This is a genomic window from Flagellimonas olearia, assembly GCF_004150225.1.
In the GTDB taxonomy this organism is placed as follows: Bacteria; Bacteroidota; Bacteroidia; order Flavobacteriales; family Flavobacteriaceae; genus Flagellimonas; species Flagellimonas olearia.
On the sequence record NZ_ML142907.1, the window covers coordinates 368,678 to 387,012 of the forward strand.

General features: G+C 44.1%; 16 protein-coding genes. 7 read left to right on the forward strand and 9 right to left on the reverse strand.

Going from position 1 to position 18,335, the window contains the following annotated elements:
- Positions 1-69: 69 nt before the first annotated feature.
- The 4 genes from DN53_RS01745 to DN53_RS01760 form a co-directional block, all read right to left on the reverse strand.
- On the reverse strand, positions 70-1,500 hold the full coding sequence (locus tag DN53_RS01745) for a TolC family protein (RefSeq protein WP_165357220.1): 1,431 nt from the start codon (positions 1,498-1,500) through the stop codon (positions 70-72).
- Positions 1,487-4,756 carry an efflux RND transporter permease subunit gene (locus DN53_RS01750; RefSeq protein WP_129652697.1) on the reverse strand — a complete coding sequence of 1,090 codons (3,270 nt, stop codon included), beginning with the start codon at positions 4,754-4,756 and terminating at the stop codon, positions 1,487-1,489. Before DN53_RS01750 ends, DN53_RS01745 begins: the two co-directional genes overlap by 14 nt.
- Before the next feature lie 24 nt (positions 4,757-4,780).
- The gene (locus tag DN53_RS01755; RefSeq protein WP_129652698.1) at positions 4,781-5,863 is read right to left on the reverse strand and encodes an efflux RND transporter periplasmic adaptor subunit; all 1,083 of its coding nucleotides are present in this window, start codon (positions 5,861-5,863) and stop codon (positions 4,781-4,783) included.
- A 147-nt stretch (positions 5,864-6,010) separates the two neighbouring features.
- Positions 6,011-6,409, reverse strand: a complete 399-nt coding sequence (locus tag DN53_RS01760; RefSeq protein ID WP_129652699.1) for a hypothetical protein — start codon at positions 6,407-6,409, stop codon at positions 6,011-6,013.
- A gap of 362 nt (positions 6,410-6,771) precedes the next feature.
- Between DN53_RS01760 and DN53_RS01765 the strand changes: the two genes are divergently transcribed.
- Positions 6,772-7,212 (forward strand): carboxymuconolactone decarboxylase family protein, encoded by a 441-nt coding sequence (locus tag DN53_RS01765; RefSeq protein ID WP_129652700.1) that lies wholly within the window; start codon positions 6,772-6,774, stop codon positions 7,210-7,212.
- Between the two features lie 66 nt (positions 7,213-7,278).
- On the opposite strand, the gene carB is transcribed toward DN53_RS01765, so the two are convergent.
- Together carB and rpmH are read right to left on the reverse strand one after the other, a co-directional pair.
- Complete coding sequence (gene carB / locus DN53_RS01770; RefSeq protein WP_129652701.1) at positions 7,279-10,131, reverse strand: carbamoyl-phosphate synthase large subunit; 2,853 nt, start codon at positions 10,129-10,131, stop codon at positions 7,279-7,281.
- A 92-nt stretch (positions 10,132-10,223) separates the two neighbouring features.
- Entirely contained in the window at positions 10,224-10,382 is a 159-nt protein-coding gene (gene rpmH, locus DN53_RS01775) for a 50S ribosomal protein L34 (protein WP_082433296.1), read from the reverse strand.
- Positions 10,383-10,550: 168 nt separating this feature from the next.
- Here rpmH and DN53_RS01780 point away from each other — a divergent pair, with 168 nt between their 5' ends.
- The 4 genes from DN53_RS01780 (at position 10,551) to DN53_RS01795 (ending at position 13,101) form a co-directional block, all read left to right on the forward strand.
- The gene (locus DN53_RS01780; RefSeq protein WP_129652702.1) at positions 10,551-11,066 is read left to right on the forward strand and encodes a DUF2892 domain-containing protein; all 516 of its coding nucleotides are present in this window, start codon (positions 10,551-10,553) and stop codon (positions 11,064-11,066) included.
- 150 nt (positions 11,067-11,216) lie between these two features.
- The gene (locus DN53_RS01785; protein ID WP_129652703.1) at positions 11,217-11,633 is read left to right on the forward strand and encodes an RDD family protein; all 417 of its coding nucleotides are present in this window, start codon (positions 11,217-11,219) and stop codon (positions 11,631-11,633) included.
- A gap of 313 nt (positions 11,634-11,946) precedes the next feature.
- Positions 11,947-12,609, forward strand: a complete 663-nt coding sequence (locus DN53_RS01790; protein ID WP_129652704.1) for a hypothetical protein — start codon at positions 11,947-11,949, stop codon at positions 12,607-12,609.
- 216 nt (positions 12,610-12,825) lie between these two features.
- Complete coding sequence (locus DN53_RS01795) at positions 12,826-13,101, forward strand: hypothetical protein (RefSeq protein WP_129652705.1); 276 nt, start codon at positions 12,826-12,828, stop codon at positions 13,099-13,101.
- Between the two features lie 33 nt (positions 13,102-13,134).
- Here DN53_RS01795 and DN53_RS01800 read toward each other — a convergent pair whose 3' ends face one another.
- Together DN53_RS01800 and DN53_RS01805 are read right to left on the reverse strand one after the other, a co-directional pair.
- Positions 13,135-14,109, reverse strand: a complete 975-nt coding sequence (locus DN53_RS01800) for a lytic transglycosylase domain-containing protein (RefSeq protein ID WP_129652706.1) — start codon at positions 14,107-14,109, stop codon at positions 13,135-13,137.
- A 46-nt stretch (positions 14,110-14,155) separates the two neighbouring features.
- On the reverse strand, positions 14,156-14,818 hold the full coding sequence (locus DN53_RS01805; RefSeq protein ID WP_129652707.1) for an alpha/beta hydrolase: 663 nt from the start codon (positions 14,816-14,818) through the stop codon (positions 14,156-14,158).
- Between the two features lie 160 nt (positions 14,819-14,978).
- Between DN53_RS01805 and DN53_RS01810 the strand changes: the two genes are divergently transcribed.
- Positions 14,979-15,272: a GNAT family N-acetyltransferase gene (locus tag DN53_RS01810; RefSeq protein ID WP_129652708.1), complete on the forward strand. Its 294-nt coding sequence runs from the start codon at positions 14,979-14,981 to the stop codon at positions 15,270-15,272.
- A 49-nt stretch (positions 15,273-15,321) separates the two neighbouring features.
- Here DN53_RS01810 and mtaB read toward each other — a convergent pair whose 3' ends face one another.
- On the reverse strand, positions 15,322-16,650 hold the full coding sequence (gene mtaB / locus DN53_RS01815) for a tRNA (N(6)-L-threonylcarbamoyladenosine(37)-C(2))-methylthiotransferase MtaB (protein WP_129652709.1): 1,329 nt from the start codon (positions 16,648-16,650) through the stop codon (positions 15,322-15,324).
- Positions 16,651-17,059: 409 nt separating this feature from the next.
- Between mtaB and DN53_RS01820 the strand changes: the two genes are divergently transcribed.
- Positions 17,060-18,178 (forward strand): hypothetical protein, encoded by a 1,119-nt coding sequence (locus DN53_RS01820; protein WP_129652710.1) that lies wholly within the window; start codon positions 17,060-17,062, stop codon positions 18,176-18,178.
- Positions 18,179-18,335: the final 157 nt, after the last annotated feature.

The following is an 18,335-nucleotide window of genomic DNA, read 5'->3' on the forward strand; positions in this document are numbered from 1 at the left end:
ACATGGGCTTTCACTTTTGAGAAACCAATAGCGCATTACGTAGGCACAACAACTATTGATTTGGGGTTTTTAATTCCAGCCACCACCCAAGGCACGATACATATGTACCTGGGCCAGCATCTGGTCCTTTTTGGTCTCCACCAGCTCCATCTTGGACTCTAAAGCTTCGCGCTGCGCCAACAACACCTCTATATATTCCACCCGTGCGGATTGGAAAAGGCGTGTGGACAACTCAATGGATTCCGTGAGGGCCTGCACTTGACCTTCTTTTAATTCGTAGCTGTTTTTCAGGTTGTCGATGTTGGACAACTGATTGGCCACTTCGATATAGGCGTTCAAAATGGCCTTTTCGTATTCAAAAACCGCTTGCAACTGTCGGTCCGTGGCATTCTTATACTCCGCTTTGATGGCATTTCGGTTGATCAAGGGAGCTACCATATCGCCCATGACCGAATACAACACGGATTCTGGGGTGGTAGTAAGATATTTGGTATTGAACGCCTGCAATCCCAAACCTGCCTTGATGGTAAACTGGGGATAGAAATTGGCCTTGGCCGCTTTGGTGTCCAACTTGGCAGCTGCCAACTCAAACTCCGCCCGACGTACATCAGGCCTATTCTGCAACAATTGTGATGGAATCCCGGCATAAATGCTATCGATGGAGGTATCGATAAAGTTGTCAGACTCCCTTTGAATGTGTTGCGGGGTACGTCCCAACAAGAAATTGAGCTTGTTCTCCGTTTCCACGATCTCTTGCTGGATTTCGTATTTATGGCTTTGGTTTTTCAACACCTCTGCCTGAAAACGACGGACTCCCAACTCGGTGGCCCTTGCCGCCTGCTTTTGGAGCTTAACCATTTTTAGGGCATTCTGCTGAATCTCGAGGTTCTGCTGAATAATGGCCAACGCATTGTCCAACGCCATCAGCTCATAATACGAATCGGCAATTTCCGAAACCAACTGGGTTACCATAAAATTCTTGCCTTCCACACTGGACAGGTATTCAAACACGGCTGCTTTTTTCTCATTGCGCAGCTTTTTCCACACATCCAGTTCCCAGGTGGCAAAGGCCCCAACCTTATAATCCGTCAAGGGTTCAGGGAACTCCTCCCCTTCCTTGATCTCAAGGTTTTTCTCAACGGCACCATTTCGGGTATATTCGCCCACTTTTTCCACTTCGGCTCCTGCCAAAAGGTTCACAAATGGCAAATACTCCCCTTTTTTGGCCTGAATTCCGTTCTTGGCCATATCCACCTGTTGGAAAATAATATTCAACTCTTGGTTGTTCACCAAGGCCGTATCAATCAAGGCCACAAGGTTGGGGTCCTTAAAGAACTCCTTCCATTGTACCGCTCCTGTATTCACGGCATCTGTGGATTGGCTTTGATATTGCTCGGGCACTGTCCTGTTTTCATCCCGGATTTCACGGGTGGGCACACAGGCGTAAAAGACCGCTGTTGCCAGCACAGCGACCCCGTATAATTTCCTATTCCGTATCATTGTCTCCTTTTTTCTTGTTGTTACCATTTCTTGTCGCCATCTTTTTCAATAGCTTATTGATTTCACGGAGTCTGGCCCTAACCTTGCTCTCTCCCTCACTGGTCCTGAACAACTCTTCAGAAATAGGCTCATGGTGTTCGTCCTTGATAAGGCTCTTGCCTTCTGCCATTTTGGCAAAAAGGTAGTACAGTCCTGGAATCAACAATACGCCGAACAGGGTTCCAATGAGCATTCCACCCAAGGCGGAACCACCAATGGTCCGGTTTCCAATGGCTCCTGCACCGGTGGCCACTACCAATGGGATCAAACCTGCGATAAAGGCAAAGGAGGTCATCAAAATGGGTCGGAACCGTTGTTTGGAACCCTCAATCGCCGCAGCAAGAATCGTAGCTCCCTGACGGTGCTTTTGCACAGCAAATTCCACAATCAATACGGCATTCTTGCCCAATAGTCCCACCAACATGATCATCCCGATCTGTGCATACACATCATTGGACAGCCCCATGACCTTGAGCAAGAAGAATGAACCAAACACCCCAACAGGCAGCGATAGAATTACTGCCAGTGGCAATAAGAAACTTTCATACTGGGCGGCCAAAACCAAATACACGAATATCAATACCACGATAAAAATGTAGATGGATTCATTACCACGTTGTGCCTCATCATAGGAAAGACCTTCCCAGGCAATATCATACCCTCGGGGTAGGGTCTGCTCCGCTACTTCCTGAATGGCCTTGATGGCATCCCCACTGGTATACCCCGCTGCCGGTAATCCACGAATGGCCGCAGAATTGTACAGGTTGTATCGGGTAATCTCGTTGGGACCCAGCTTTTTCTCCATGGTCATAAAAGCCGAGTAAGGAACCATCTCCCCTTCCTCATTCTTGACATAGAATTTCTCCAAATCCGAAGGCATGCCCCGATACTCCGGCGCCGCTTGGGTATAGACCTTGAAGAAACGTCCAAAGCGGATAAAGCCCTGCTCATAGGTACTCCCGATCAGAATATTCAGGTTTTCCATCGCCTTACCAATGGAAACACCCTTTTGCATGGCCACTTTGTTATTGATCTTCAACTCGTACTGAGGATAGTTGGCCGCAAAGAAGGTAAACAAACCGGTCAACTCCTTGCGCTCCCGAAGGGATTCCATAAACGCATTGTTGATACGCTCAAACTCATGGTAATCCGTACCATTGGTCTTGTCCAACAATCGCATGGAGAATCCGCCGGAGGAACCAAAGCCTGGGACGGCGGGGGGCTCAAAGTATTCAATGACCGCCCCTAGGTCTTTGGTTTCTTCTTCCAGCTCTTCCATGATCTCGTGTACGGAATGTTCTCGTTGCGACCATGGTTTAAGGTTGATGAGACAGGTACCGGCATTGGAACCCCGACCTTCGGTCATGATTTCATATCCAGCCAAAGAGGATACGGATTCCACTCCTTCAGTCTCTTCACAAATTTTCATAAGCTTGCGCGCTACCTCATTGGTACGCTCCAAAGTGGCCCCGGGAGGCGTTTGGATAATAGCGTAGATCATCCCTTGGTCCTCATTGGGAATAAACCCTGCAGGCAATACCTGATTGGTAAGGAAAATACCGGCACAGAACGCCAATAAGGCCCCAAAAGTGACCACTCTTCGGTTTACGATCTTGGTCAAGAAGCCCACATATTTTCCTGTAAGCTTTTCAAACTTGCCATTGAACCAATCGATGAATCGGTTTACGGGTGATTTTCTTCTGGGTTGACCATGAGTGTTTTTCAACATCATGGCGCAGAGTACCGGAGTCAGTGTCAAGGCCACAATGGCTGAAATGACAATGGAACCTGCCATGGTAATGGAAAACTGCCGATAGAATACCCCTACCGGTCCGGTCATGAAGGAAATTGGGATAAACACCGAGGTCATTACCAAGGTAATGGCGATAATGGCTCCTCCAATTTCACCCAACACTTCGTAGGAGGCTTTGTAGGGGGTAAGGTTTTCCTCGTGCATTTTCACGTGCACCGCCTCCACCACAACAATGGCGTTGTCCACCACAATACCAATGGCCAATACCAGTGCGAACAGGGTGATCAGGTTAATGGACAGACCAAAAAGCTGCATCACAAAGAAGGCACCGATAAGGGAAACAGGTACCGCAATGATCGGTATCAAGGTAGATCGCCAATCCCCCAAGAAGAGGAACACCACAATGGCCACCAAGATGAAGGCATCCCGAAGTGTGTGAAGTACCTGATCAATGGATGCATCCAAGAAGTTGGATACGTCGTAGCTGATCTTGTAATCGATGCCCGGAGGCATTTCAGCTTCCAATTCATCCAGTTTTTCCTTAACGGATTTGATTACGTCGCTACCGTTACTTCCAAAGGTTTGTTTCAATACAATGGACGCTGAAGGCTTTCCATCCAAGTTGGAATAGATATCGAAGAATTCACTTCCGAGTTCCACCGTGGCCACATCACCCAACTTGAGCAACTCTCCTTCTTCATTGGCCTTGATGATGATGTCCTCGTATTGCTCAGGCTCGCTGTACCGGTCTTGGTACACCAAAACATACTCCAACGACTGTGCCTTTTTACCGGAACTTCTTCCCAAACGCCCTGGACGGGCCAAAATACTTTGGTCTTCCATGGCTTCGAGAACTTCCTCTGCTGAAATGTTGTACGCCCTCATACGATCTGGCTTCAACCAAACCCGCATGGCATATTTACGGCTACCCAAAATCTGTGCACTGGCAATCCCGTTGATCCGCTGGATCTCTGGAATCATCTTGGTGTAGGCATAGTTATAGAGGAACTTCTCATCGTTGTTCTTGGAATCACTGTACAGGTTCACGTACATCAGCATACTGGGCTGTACTGGGGTGATGATGACCCCTTCACGCTGTACCAACTCGGGTAAGAGGGGCATTACTTGGTCTACCCGGGTCTTTACCCGTACCACAGCTTGGTTGGGGTCGGTGCCCGGTTCAAAGATCACACGCAAGGTACCCTCCCCGGCACTCGTGGCATCGGAAGCTATGTACCGCATTCCCTGTACCCCGTTGATGGAGGTTTCCAAAGGGATCAAGGTCGATTTTACCAACACATCGGCACTTGACCCCGGATAGGCAATAAAGATATTGACCGTGGTCGGCGCAATCTGGGGAAACTGCGATATGGGCAGTTGTTTTATGGCTAGTAGCCCCGTAAAGACAATGATCACCGAGATCACTATGGCCAAAACGGGCCTATGAATAAATTTTTTGAACATCTTATTGAAAGATTTTGGGTTCTACTACTCAGTGTACAGGTCTAGCTTGGAAAGAATTTCCTCCGGCTTTTCAAAATCGTAATGGATTTTCTCACCGCTACGAACCATTCGTATGCCTTCCAACAAGACTTTGTCATTTTCTGAAATTCCGCTTTCCACCACAAAAAGATGGGGCAACTCGGCACCTACGGTAATCTCACGTTGCTGCACTTTATCCTCCTTGTCCAAAACGAAAACGTACTTTTTGTCCAATACCTCAAAAGTGGCCTTCTGGGGAATGAGCATGGCATTCTGCAAGGGAACCTTCATTAAGATGCTACCGGTTTCCCCGTGGCGAAGTATCCCATCGGGATTGGGAAAAGTGGCCCTAAAGGCGATGTTTCCCGTTTCGTGGTTAAATTCCCCTTCTATGGTTTCCACGATACCGGATTGATTAAATTTCTTGTTGTTGGCCATCAAAAGGTCCACCGCTTGTTTGTTATCCTTGTTGGCGCTGGTGATATAATCCAAATACTCCGCCTCAGGAACATTGAAATAGACCCACATTTTACTGTTATCGGAAAGTGTGGTAAGCAGTTCGCCTTCATCCAAAAGACTCCCTTCCCTTACTTCAAGATGGTCCATGATCCCATCAAAAGGGGCGCGCACATTGGTAAAGCCCAAATGGGTTTCTGCCAGGGTCACCTCAGCTTTGGCTTTATCATATTCCGCTTTGGCCATGGCCAATTCGTTTTCGGACACCACATTGCTGTCCGACAACAATTTGGTGTTCTGGTATTCAATTTTGGCCACTTCTGCTTCCGCCTTGGCCTTTTGAAGGTCTGCTTGATAAACATTGGGCATGATGTGGAACATCTGTTGTCCTTTCTTTACATGCTGCCCTTCATCCACATAGATATGTTGGAGGTACCCTTTTTCAAGTGCCCTCAATTCAATATGGCGAATGGAATGAATTTGACAAACGTAGTCTTTGGTGATGGATGTGTCCATACGAATGGGACTGCTGACCAGATACTTGGTTTCGTCCTTTTTTTCATGTTTTTTGGACTCGCAGCTTGCATGGAACAGCAATACAAACATGCCAATGAAGATGGAAATTCTCCTCATAATGTTTACAGGTTTAAAAAATTGGTTTAATTGATTGTAGGGAAGTCCAAATCCAGTTTACCATGGACCTACCCCATTGTGTTGAAATTATTTCAAAGGATGGAAAGCGGTCTCATATTCCACAAGACCTACTAAAAGCTGAAAATTCTAAATTCGGAATACTTGAAATCGTATATGCCGCTTTTGGGTTGCGGTACTGAAATTAGGTTCCAAATGTCTTGGATTGGTCTCAAGTTGACCAAAGGTCTGCTCAGAGAGCGAGCCATTAAAAAAGGCAGTCAAATAACTGCCCAACCGAATATCAACGTTATAGGAAGCCCCGTTTTCGTCACGTTCTTCCTGTTCCTCCACATCGGTGATCTCCACGAAAAGATTCTTCTCGGCCCCATTTAGAGGGATGGCAACGGTAGAATTATCGATGTGTTGATAGTCAATGATACAGGCACTTTCCGAAGTGTCTTGCGCCTCTGCATAGACATGGTTCATGAATCCTCCCAAGAGAAGGATACATATGGGAACCAAATATTGCGCTAGTGCCTTTTTCATTTGGGGAACAAAACTATGTCACGCAAACAACACGCACAAATAGTCCTTGTTAATATTGGTTAAAATCGATAAAGCGTCTACTTTTTTTGTCAAAAATTTTGTAAACGGCCCTGAAAAATCAATTCTCCATAAGACTGTTTCAGAAATATTTTCCAAAACAGCTGAAAACCATGGAATTGTTTCCCAATACTTCAATACAAAAACTTTGAATCCCCGAAATGAAAATTCAAAATGGTATTTGTAGCTCGGAATCAACATAAGGTTTTAAGCGGCCCTGCACTGGAAAACGTTCTTAAACCCGCTTAAGTTTTTTGGTCTTTGGGTTGGATACCTTAGCCGTATAATCCAAAAGCAAAACACCAATGGAGCAACGAATTCAAATTGACGAAACCGAACCTCTGGCCTATAAAGCCATGTTTGGTTTGGAGGCTTATCTAAAACAAGGGAAATTGAGCACATTGCACTATGAACTGATCAAAATAAGGGCATCACAACTCAATGGTTGTGCCTTTTGCATCAACATGCATACCCAAGCGGCCCTAAAAATGGGGGAAAATCCAAAAAGGTTATTTCTCTTGGATGCTTGGTGGGACACCGATCTATTCAGTGAGGAAGAAAAAGTCATCCTAAAAATGACCGAGGAAATTACCATGGTCCATGACCAAGGACTTACCCAAGAAACCTATGAAAAAGCCATAGTCCGATTTGATGCTGGCTATGTTTCCCAGGTCATTATGGCCATTGTTACCATAAATGCATGGAACCGAATTGCCATAAGTACCCAAAAACCCTTGGGAAACTGAGTTGATCACCCCAAACAAAAAAGGCCCTAAAAGGGCCTTTTTTAATAGTAATATTCGTTAGGGCTATTACTTGCTCAAATACATTTTACGACGAGAATATAGGTTGTAAAACTCATCATCTTTTAAGCTATCAATAAACAGTATGCTTTCTCCCGTACTCTTCATTTCAGGCCCAAGATTTTTATTTACGTTCGGGAACTTGTTGAAGGAGAAAACCGGCTGTTTAATGGCGTATCCATCCAATTTAGGGTTAAACTCGAAGTCTTTCACCTTCTTTTCCTTCAACATCACCTTGGTAGCGTAATTCACATAAGGTTCCCCATACGCTTTTGCAATAAACGGTACTGTTCTGGATGCCCTTGGGTTGGCCTCAATGATGTATACTATGTCATCCTTGACAGCAAACTGGATATTGATCAATCCCACCGTATTCAGAGCCAACGCAATCTTCTTGGTATGGTCCTTTATCTGTTGCATTACAAATTCCCCTAAGTTAAAAGGGGGCAAAGTGGCATTGGAATCCCCGGAGTGGATACCACAGGGCTCTATATGTTCCATGATCCCGATGATATAGACATCCTCCCCATCACAAATGGCATCGGCCTCCGCTTCTATGGCCCCATCCAAATAGTGGTCCAAAAGGAGTTTGTTGTTGGGAATGCTTCGCAGCAAATCCACAACATGGGCTTCCAATTCTTCTTTATTGATGACAATCTTCATTCCCTGTCCTCCCAAAACATAGGAAGGTCTTACTAAAAGTGGAAAGTTCAATTGATCGGCAAGGGCCAAGGCCTCATCGGCTGTTTCGGCGACTCCAAATTTTGGGTAAGGAATATCGTTGTTCTTCAACAAGGTGGAAAAACTTCCCCTGTCTTCGGCCAAATCCAGGGATTCAAAGCTTGTACCTATAATGTTGATTCCGTATTTGTCCAGTTTTTCAGCAAGTTTCAATGCAGTCTGCCCACCCAATTGAACAATAACCCCTTCGGGCTTTTCGTGCAAGATGATGTCATAAATGTGTTCCCAAAAAACAGGCTCAAAGTACAGCTTGTCCGCCGTATCAAAATCCGTGGATACCGTTTCCGGGTTACAGTTGATCATGATAGTTTCATATCCACACTCGGCCGCGGCCAAAACCCCGTGGACACAACAGTAATCGAACTCGATTCCCTGTCCAATCCTGTTGGGACCGGAACCAAGCACCACAATCTTCTTTTTATCGGTCACCTCACTGTCGTTGGCCACATAACGTTGGCCGTCAGCAGTTTCGATCTCTTCCTCAAAAGTGGAGTAGTAATACGGGGTAACGGCCTTGAACTCAGCCGCGCAGGTATCCACCAATTTGTACACCCGATTGATGTTCAAATCCATCCGCTTGCTGTGCACTTCACTTTCCCAACAATCCAACATGTGGGCAATCTGTCTATCGGCAAAACCTTTCTGCTTCGCTTCCAACAATAGTGATTTGGGCAGGCTTTCTATGGTGTACTTTGATATTTCCATCTCCAAGTAGTGCAATTCCTCATATTGTTTCAGGAACCACATATCTATCTTGGTAATTTCGTGGATACGCTTCAACGGGATTCCAAGCTGGATGGCATCGTAAATCACGAAAACCCTGTCCCAACTGGGCACCCTCAATTTCTCCATTATAGTTTCGTAATCCTTGTTCCCTTTGCCATCGGCTCCCAATCCATTTCTTTTGATTTCGAGGGATTGGGTAGCTTTGTGCAGGGCTTCCTGGAAGGAACGTCCAATACCCATGACCTCTCCTACGGATTTCATTTGAAGTCCCAAGGTTCTGTCGGAACCTTCAAACTTATCAAAGTTCCATCTTGGAATCTTTACGATCACATAATCCAGTGTAGGCTCAAACAAGGCCGATGTGGACTTGGTAATCTGGTTGTCCAATTCATCCAAGGTATATCCAATGGCCAATTTGGCTGCAATTTTTGCAATCGGATATCCCGTAGCTTTTGAAGCCAAAGCAGATGATCGGGAAACCCTAGGGTTGATCTCAATGGCAATGATATCTTCTTTTTCGTCCGGACTTACGGCAAACTGCACGTTACATCCCCCTGCAAAATCCCCAATACTGCGCATCATATGGATGGCCATATCCCGCATACGTTGGAAGGTTCTGTCTGATAACGTCATCGCTGGAGCAACGGTAATGGAGTCCCCTGTATGGATACCCATGGGGTCCATATTTTCGATGGTACAGATGATCACCACGTTGTCATTCTTGTCCCGAAGCAACTCCAATTCGTATTCTTTCCAACCCATCAGGGCCTTATCGATCATTACCTCGTGGATGGGTGATACTTCCAGACCGTGGCTCAACATATCGTCAAAATCCTCCGGGTCATATACAATACCTGCCCCAGCCCCTCCAAGGGTAAAGGAGGCCCGTATCACCAAGGGGAAGCCAAACTCTTGTGCAATTTCCTTTCCTTTTAGGAAAGAGGTGGCCGATGCTTGTGGAGGCATACCCACACCTATTTTCAACATCAACTCCCTGAACTTCTCACGGTCTTCGGTAATGTTGATGGCATCGATGTCCACACCAATGATCTCCACACCAAAGTCTTCCCAAATGCCTTTTTCGTCGGCCTCAATACATAAATTCAGAGCTGTTTGCCCTCCCATAGTGGGTAGAACGGCATCTATATTGGGATGGTTCTTTAAAATCTCGACAATCGATTTCGTGGTAAGGGGTTTCAAGTATACATGGTCCGCCATGGAAGGGTCCGTCATGATGGTGGCGGGGTTACTGTTGATCAAAACCGTTTCTATCCCATCCTCACGTAGTGACCTAAGGGCTTGGGAACCAGAATAATCAAACTCACATGCCTGGCCGATGATGATAGGGCCAGAACCGATAATCAAAATGGATTTTAAATCTTTTCTCTTTGGCATTCTAAAAAGTGTTACTCGTTTTTGGTTTCAAGTCAAAAAAAAGGTGTTACCTAGAAAAGTAACACCTTTAATTTAAATCTAAAATACTATCATTATTTTTTATGTCTTGGCTCAGAGGAAACCGTTAACTTCTTTCTTCCCTTGGCTCTTCTTCTCGCAAGAACTTTTCTACCATTGGCAGTCGCCATGCGCTCCCTAAAACCATGCTTGTTTCTTCTCTTCCTTTTTGACGGCTGATACGTTCTTTTCATTTCGGAACTCTTTTAATGGATTGTGTTGGTGGAAAGATTGTCTTCCCGAAAAATTCTGGGCGCAAATATACGAAGACTTTTTACTTTGACAAGTCCTGAACAAAAATATTTAATTTAGTTTTTACTACTTTTGCCACCTCTTTTAATCCAAAGAAAATCAACTGGAATATGTTCAACAAAAATCTTAAGCTCGTTATAGCCGGTCTCATTATAGCCTATGCCGTATACCAATTTGTGGAAGGAAACATTGGCAATGGCATTTCATTGATCCTGCTCTCCTCGGTATTCATCTTTCTGTACTTTAGGAACGAGTTTATCCTTTTGGCCTTCTTGCGCATGCGCAAACAGGATTTGGAGGGTACCCAAAAGTGGTTGGACAAGATCAAGAACCCCGAAGCGGCCTTGATCAAAAAGCAGCAGGGATACTTTAACTACCTGCACGGGATCATCTTTTCGCAAAAGAACCTTACCCAGGCCGAAAAATACTTTAAAAAGGCCCTAAAACTGGGGCTGACCATGGATTACGACGTGGCCATGGCCAAATTGAGCCTGGCGGGCATTGCCATGCAAAAGCGCAGAAAGCGTGAGGCCACCCAATTGTTGCAAGAAGCCAAAAAGCTGGACAAGAACAACATGCTTACAGAGCAGATCAAGATGATGCAACAGCAGATGAAGAAGATCTAGCGGTTCTTTATTTCTTTTTTTATTTTCTTTTTTCGTTGGGATGGGCCATCCGTCAATCCAAATGGGGTATTGGTCAATTCATTCCGATTTTATTCTTGAATAAGTCATTTCTTCATTCCTCAGTAGGAGTGAATAAAAACTTATTTTAAAATGAAAATACCCCACTCAAATATTTCCAATTCAATACAAATTGTAGAAGCTTCCAAGAAAAAAAGATTTTTCAATTATCTGATCGATACAATGTTTTGTTTTCTATTGGCATTTGTCATTCAGGAAACACAAAAGTTGTATATAAACATATATATCCCCGAAGAATTGATTCTTATTCTTACTTCTGCCGGATATTATATATTAATGGAGTTTTTTTTAGGAAAAACAGTGGGAAAACACTTCACTAAAACAAGAGTCGTTGATTTATCCGGCAAGAATATTGACTTTAGGACTTCAATGGTCAGATACTTTTGCAGGTGGATACCTTTTGAAACATTTTCACTTGTCTTGGGTGGGAATGCAAAAGCTTGGCATGATGTAATTTCGAAGACCTTAGTGGTAGAAGATAAAATTTAATCATGTTTTCTATTGGAATCAACTAAACTTACCTTATCCAACAATAGGTAAGCATTATTCATTTTTCCATTTCATAATTTTCGCCCCACTATAACATGTACTACCCCCTCAACCGAAACAGCCTTACCATCCATGCCTTATTTGGTATTCTTCCCTATACCTTTTCCCCTTTTATAACCATTCGTCAATCCAAATGGGGTATTGGTCAATTGACCTGTGGTCTACACTTTTTATCTACCTATTTTAATTTCCCGTACTGAATTTGTTTCAGTAATCAACACTGTTCATTAAGGCCAAATTATCGCTTATAGAAATGAGTACCACAATTGACATAATTCCAGTTGATTCAATTGATATCTCATTCGGGCAAGTCATTGAAACAGCAGAAAAGCATATTAATGATTTCTTGTTTTCAATAGGGATAACACAAAAGATTATCCTGAAAGTAAACCTTTACGACAACGATGAAAGGTATGTGACCAATATTCTGCCCAGCGACAAATTCGAGTGGGAAGACAATACCTATGCGTGGTTTAACATTGAAGGTGTAATTGGGGGGACAGATGCTTATTGTGAACACCTAAAGGACAACGAAATTGAGATAGAAAACCCTTGGTGGAAGCTTGAAGGTTTAGAATTGAACAATATGGCAATTGACAATATCAAGGAGAAGCTTGAAAAAGCAAAGTTATTGGATAGAATTTGGAGTTTTAGACGCTCTGCCGGGCAACCTGGAATTATTGCTGTCAGCTATGGCCTGATCAGCTTGTCTGTAGCCGAGTTGACCAATGGACTTCTATGGTCCGATGACGGGGCATGGGATTACCAACGGTTCCCATCTGAAAGCAAAGCTTTTTTAGACTGGTATTTCAGACCTGACAAAGCTATACATAAGAATTATGCGGATTGGGCAAAACGCTGCATTGATGAAATAAAAAAAGAATTGCAATCCCCAACAAATCCTAAAATGTATTAAATCCCATTATACCTAGACCTATGAGGTGGTTTTTAAAAAGCCTTGTCGCTTTGTAGCTTTATACTCCTTCTCGGCGATGACCTTTGTTGAGGATTCTTCCATATACCTTTTCCCTTTTTATGCCTATCCATCAATCCAAATGGGGTATTGGTCAATTGATTGGGATTTCCCCTTGGATTTTCTTTTACTTCACGCGATTACCAAAAAACATAGATCATGCTCAAGGTCACTGCCATGGAATATATTCTTGATTTTTACCCAGGCGCTTTGCGTTTTTATTTTACGGATGCTTATGGTGCCCAACAGATATTGGTCGAAAAATTACCCGTTCTTGGATTGGATTATCCAGAAAATGTAACAAACCTTCCATTTGATTTTGAAATCTCCTTCAAATTGGTCCAAAAAGTTGATGACAAAATTTCAAAAGTCAAATTGGACTTTGGAATTTCAGATGAATATGGGAATTCCGAATTTTATATAATCTGTGACTAGAAATTTTGCTTCAACTGGACAGCTCCATGTAGCCTACCTCCCTACACTCCCCACGCGGTAGTAGCCTTTATTGGGGATTTCAATGGTGTACTTTTTACGTGAGGCGTTATTCAAATGGGGTTCGCGCAACCAAGGGTTATGGCGTTTCAGCACTTTGTAGTTGATCTCGTAAAGCTCGGCAAAATCGGCCCAGCTGGCCACGGCGCTATCTACCTCAACGGTAAAGGTGGGCACTTTTTCGTACATGTCCTCCTCGTCCAATTGGAAACCATACTTATCGCGGTTAAAGATGATTTCCTTGATGGCCAAAATACGGAACACATAGCGTCCGGTCTCTTGGCCCAACAATAAATCGTAGTAATCATCCACCTGTTGGATGCCCATATATTTTTGGATGCCTCCAGGTCCGGCATTGTAAGCCGCCGCGGTCAGGGTCCATGTGCCGAAGCGTTCTTTCCATTTTTTAAGATAGTCACAGGCCACTTGGGTGGCTTTTTCCACATGGTACCGCTCATCCACATTATCGTTGACCTCCAGACCGTATTCCCTACCGGTCCCTTTCATGATTTGCCAAAAGCCGGTGGCGCCTGCCGGGGAAACTACATTTTCCAAGCCACTTTCGGCCACGGCCAAGTATTTAAAATCGTCCGGGATGCCATTCTTTTTAAGAATGGGCTCAATGATCGGGAAGTATTTATTGGCTCGTTTCATGATCAAAAGGGCATTGGACTGCCAATAGGTGTTCACCAAAAACTCGCGGTCCACACGCTCCATGATCTCTGGGTCTTCCTGCGGAACAGGCTCGCCCGCAAAATTCAAATCCTTTGGAATCTCTATGGCACTGATTTGATAGGTATCGGCCACATTCTTGTCCAAATCCTTGACCTCATTGGAAGGTGTTTCCTTCTTTTCAATCGTGTCCACTGAATCGGTCTGAACCGCAAATATGAGCGTACTCACCACTGCCACCAAACCAATAATCGCCAATATATTTTTAATCTGTTTCATACCAAGATTCTATAAAATTTACAGTAAAGATACTATAAGAACGGCCTTATTCTAAAATAATTGGGGAGAGATTTTCATTGAACCACTTGGCCCGGTGGATGATCATGGTATGGGTTCCGTTCTTTACCGTGATGCAATTTTTGATGTTGGTAATGGGAAAAACCGCATCCTTTTCGCCGTGGATATGCACCAAATTTTGGGGTGGTAGGGTTTGGTCCCAGTTCACAATATGGTCTATGGACCAATCTATATAGGTCTTGTCCCTAACCGAAAGGTATTTTTTGTAGAGGTCCAAACGCTTTGTGGCCGTTTCCCCAAAGGCGTACTTGGCCAAAAGCTCCACATTGTTCACCAATCCCGTGGGCAGCAGCTTATGGACTTTGGTATACTTGGCAAAGATCATCCGTTTGGGCAATTCATCCTTGGTCTTTACCGTGGATACTGCAATCACCTTTCGGGTCTGGATATGGCGTGCCATTTCCTGTACCAACATCCCTCCAAAGGATACTCCAAGTAGAACAGGGTTATCATGTGCAATCTTGCCGCACATCTTCACGGCATAGGCCTCAAAGTCCATACCCTTATCCGGTACAAACCACTCCAGGGTATGCGTCACGAAGGTATCAGTAGGGAGTTGAAGGCCATCAAAAATGGATGGGTTGGCAGCCATTCCCGGCATGAGGTAGATATGGATGGGATTGTCGGGCATTTCGCACCAAATATCGATAAGGGTTAGGAAATTAGCAATTTTTTGAGTAATTTTGTACCCCTTTTGTAATGAACCTCACGTGACATAATGCTTTTTCTAAAGGGATAGTCAATTACCGCTTTGGTAATTTAGGTCAAGTCAATTTTAAAAACAATACTATATGACTGAAATTGAAATCAATGACAATAGCTTCTTGCGCCAGTTTGAGACCAAAGTGGACGGCATTTTAGCTAAAATTGAGTACTCTTCACAGGAGCGTAAAGTATTTTTGACCAAGTTGGTGATTCCTGAAGGGATTACCCAAGATGGTTTTAAAGAAGCCTTTATCAAGGCCGTTCTGCACCACATTCAGGAGCAGAATCTGAGAGTAGTTCCCACCAGCCCGCACATTGCAGGTTTTTTACGGAAAAACAGACAGTACAAAGAGATGTTGCCCGTAGGGATTCGCATCTGACCAAACCAGTATGAAAACATTAAAAACCTCTCGCTTTTGAGAGGTTTTTTTATGCCGTTACGGCATGGGGCGTAAATTCAAATCGCACCAGGCCGTCCTCATCTATTTGGGTAAGTTTCACTTGGTGCAAGGTATTCACCAATTCAGGGTTCCAAGGAGCCTTGACCTTTACGTAATTTTCGGTAAATCCGTGAATGTACCCGGATTTATTCTCTCCTTCAAACAAAACAGTGCGAACCGAGCCCAATTGGCTTTCATAGAATGCCCTCCTTTTTTTTACCGATAACCCCCGAAGCATCTTACTTCGCTTGCTCCTCACTTTTTGGGGCACCACATGGTCCATTTCCGCCGCCAGGGTATTGTCCCTTTCCGAATAAGTGAACACGTGCAAATAGGAAATATCCAATTCGTTCAGGAAATGATAGGTTTCCAGAAAATGTTCATCAGTCTCCCCAGGAAAACCAACAATTACATCCACCCCAATACAGGCATGGGGCATGGTTTCCTTAATGCGTTTCACCCGATCCACGTAGAGGTTGGACAGGTATCTGCGGCGCATCAGTTTTAAGATTTCATCGCTTCCGCTTTGCAGGGGAATATGAAAATGGGGGACGAACGTATCGCTTTGGGACACAAAATCAATGGTCTCGTTCTTCAATAGGTTGGGCTCAATGGAAGAAATGCGCAAACGGTGGATACCATCAATGGTATCCAAGGCCTTCACCAAATCCAAAAAGGTATGCTCGTGCTTTTTATTGCCGAATTCCCCTTTACCATAATCCCCGATGTTGACCCCGGTCAGAACAATCTCCTTGATATCCTTTGAGGCAATTTCGCGGGCATTGTGTAGCACATTTTCTAAAGTGTCACTCCGCGATATACCCCTTGCCAATGGAATGGTGCAATAGGTGCATTTGTAGTCGCATCCGTCTTGCACCTTTAAAAAGGCCCGGGTGCGGTCGCCAATGGCATAACTGCCCACATAAAAATCGGCATCTTCTATCTCACAGGAGTGCACCTCTCCCCTATCGTTTTTGGAAAGGTCGTTCAAGTAATCGGTGATCTTGAACTTTTCCGTGGCCCCCAACACCAAATCCACGCCATCCACAGCGGCCAACTCTTCGGGTTTCAACTGGGCATAGCATCCCACGGCGGCCACAAAGGCATCGGGATTGCTCTTCCGGGCCTGCTTTACAATGGTCTTGAACCGCTTATCCGCATTCTCGGTCACCGAGCAGGTATTGATCACATAGATGTCCGCTTCCTCGGAAAAATCCACACGCTTAAAATCCTCTTTTTCAAAACTCCGGGCGATTGTGGAAGTTTCGGAAAAGTTGAGCTTGCAGCCCAAGGTGTAAAAAGCGATTTTTTTGTTCATTACCAAGCCTTTAATTAAGGGATGCAAAGATAGTGATTTGTTGGAAGTTGAACCATGGAGGCCAAGGACCGAAAAATATTGGATTCCATATGGCGCCCAACCACTTCAGGTGAATCCGTGCAACCATGGTACAGATGCACGTCCTGCATCTAAAAATCTTGAATCATCAACTATGGCCTTGCTTAGAAAACAAATAGGTTTTCCAGCAAAATATCACTAGTACATTGGGAGTTAGTAATTTATTTTATAAGTTTGGCTTATCGAATATTATTCTTTCGGTAGCGCACAGCATATCCCCTTTACATACGTTTCACAAGCATCGTGTTCAAGACACCGGTAATTTCCATGGTCTTGATTGAGGCTTGAGTCTGCTCTTTAAGGGCTTTAAAAATCATAAAACTGAAACAGCATGAAAAAGGTTTTAAAGTATGTGTTGATTGGTCTCGGCTCTTTTTTGTTGATACTGGCAGCCCATTTTTTCATTGTGAAAAAATTAAATCAAAAGGCCATGGAAATGGCCAATTTCCATCCAAACGAAGATTTGACAGCAACCCCTTATCTGGTGCCTTCCCGATTTCTGGATGGGGAACGCTTTTTTGCCAAAATCCCTACTATTGGCGGGGACACGATTTTAGGCTTTTGTGATACCGGTGGCGGACTATCAATGTTGATGCCTGCCAAGAAAGATAATCCTGCAGTAAAACCATTGGTGAAAACTGGAATATTAAAAGGTTTCATGCCCGTTGACTATATTCTGTTCAAGGACATGGTTCCAGATTTACACTTCCCAAAACCCTCTCCTATGCCAAATTTTGTACTGCGAAAACCTTTTGCACAAATCAAGCAACCCTATTTAGTAATACCACCGGAAAACGAAGAACTAGGAATGATTACAGAAAAAATGCCTCAAATGGGAGCTTTTTTGGGACAAAACTTTTTTGTGGGCAAATCTTGGACCTTCGATTATATCACCCAAAAAATTTGGCTTAACACACCTCTCAAAAAAAGTGAGTCCAACAACCCGAATGTCCAGTCCTTGGGATTCAAGAAGAACAGTAAGCATGTTTCTGTTTACGGACACCCAAGCATGACCATTGAAGTTGCAGGTGAATCCATCGACGTCTTGTTTGATACTGGAGCCTCATTTGTGCTTTCAGAAGATGGGCAACGCTTGTTCAACACGTCAAAAGAAACCCTTGGAGGTTCATTCATTGCTGCTTCCCTATTTGAAGAGTGGAAGGAAAAGCACCCAGATTGGAAAATCTATCCAAAGTCCGATCTGTCAAGAGATATCATAGAAGTCCCTTCCATTACCATTGGCGAATATACGGTTGGGCCCGTACTATTTGCCAAACGTCCGGACGAAAATTGGTCAGAAGGGATGATCCGTTCAATGGACAAAGTGGTCAAAGGCGCTATTGGAGGTTCTGCACTACAATATTTTAAAGTAACCATAGATTATAATGCGGAACTGATTAGGTTTGAACGCCAATCCTCCTCATTTGGAACAATACCAACGTCTAACTAAAACACAAGTATCCCATAAACAATCACTTACCTTTTAACCGCCCAAGCCCCGACACTTTTGATTTATCACTAAGCCTTTAATCGGGACATGCAGGGCCAGTGATTTGTTTTTTCGCTATCTTTAAGCACATCATCAAAGAATCCCATGCAACCTTGTA